At 78.4% G+C, this 1,559-nt stretch carries 1 protein-coding gene; it reads right to left on the reverse strand.

Annotation, left to right across the window (positions count from 1 at the left end; all coding sequences use genetic code 11):
* Nucleotides 1–1,559 (reverse strand): DEAD/DEAH box helicase (locus ACFV0G_RS38885; protein ID WP_380558491.1); only part of this gene is annotated, 1,559 nt, incomplete at both ends.

The raw sequence follows: 1,559 nt of genomic DNA on the forward strand, positions 1-1,559 counted from the left end.
GCGGCCCCCCCCCCCCCCCCCGGCGGGGGCCCGGGGGGGGCGGCGCGGGGTGGGGGGGGCGGGCCCCGGGGGGCCCGGCCGCCGGGGGGGGGGGGCCGCCGGTGCCGCGGGCGGCGCCGCCGATGCGCTGCTTGGGGCGGGGCTGGCGGGCGTTGCCGTTGGCGTCGACGTCCTTGGGCAGGCCGGAGCGCTTGGCCGGGCGGCGGCGCGGGGCGGCGGCGCGGCCCTCGCCGGCGGCCGGGGCGGCGGGGGCGGCCGGCTCGGGGACGGTGATGGCGACCGGGACGCCGCTCGGGGTGCGGGCGCCGGTGATCCGGCGCAGCTCGGCGTCGTCCGGGCGGATCTTGGTGACGGTGGGCCGGATGCCGGCGGTGCCCATCAGCCGGTTGACCTCGCGGCGCTGCTCGGGCAGCACGAGGGTGACGACGGTGCCGGACTCGCCGGCGCGGGCGGTGCGGCCGCCGCGGTGCAGGTAGTCCTTGTGGTCGATCGGCGGGTCGACGTTGACGACCAGGTCGAGGCCGTCGATGTGGATGCCGCGGGCCGCCACGTTGGTGGCGATCAGGGCGGTCACCCGGCCGTCGCGGAACTGGTCGAGCACCCGGTTGCGCTGCGGCTGGGACTTGCCGCCGTGCAGGGCCGCGGCCTTGACACCGGTGGCGAGCAGCTGCTTGGCGAGGCGGTCGGCGCCGTGCTTGGTGTGCACGAACATGATCACCCGGCCGTCGCGGGAGGCGATGTGCGCGGTGGCGGAGGCCTTGTCGGCCGGGTCGAGCTGGAGGACGTGGTGGTCCATCGTGGTGACCGCGCCGGCCGACGGGTCGACCGAGTGGGTCACCGGGTCGGTGAGGAAGCGGCGGACCAGGCGGTCGATGTTGCGGTCCAGGGTGGCGGAGAAGAGCATCCGCTGGCCGCCCTCGGCGACCTGCTCCAGCAGCTTGCTGACCTGCGGGAGGAAGCCCATGTCGGCCATCTGGTCGGCCTCGTCGAGGACGGTGGTCTGCACGTCCCCGAGGCGGGCGTCGCCGCGGTTGATCAGGTCGTCGAGCCGGCCGGGGGTGGCGACGAGGACCTCGACGCCGCGGCGCACCAGGTTGGCCTGGCGGCCGATCGGCATGCCGCCGACGACGGTGGCGATCCGCAGCTGCACGGCCTGCGCGTACGGGGTGAGGGCCTCGGTGACCTGCTGGGCGAGCTCGCGGGTGGGCACGAGGACGAGGGCGAGCGGGCTGCGGGCGGCGGCGCGCTTGCCGGCGGTGCGGGCGAGCAGCGGCAGGCCGAAGGCGAGGGTCTTGCCGGAGCCGGTGCGGCCGCGGCCGAGGACGTCGCGGCCGGCGAGCGAGTCGGGCAGGGTGGCGGCCTGGATGGGGAAGGGCTCGGTGACGCCCTCCCGGCCGAGCGCGGTGAGCAGCGCCTTCGGCATGTCCAGTTCGGCGAAGGTGGCCGCCGGCGGGCGGGCCGGGGTGCCCTCGACGACGGTGAAGTCCTCGGCGGCGGGCTGCTGGGCGGCGCGCGGGGCGCGGCGGGCGCCGGTGCGCTCGGCCCGCGGGGTGCGGGGC

Source organism: Kitasatospora sp. NPDC059571, from assembly GCF_042735675.1.
GTDB lineage: Bacteria > Actinomycetota > Actinomycetes > Streptomycetales > Streptomycetaceae > Kitasatospora.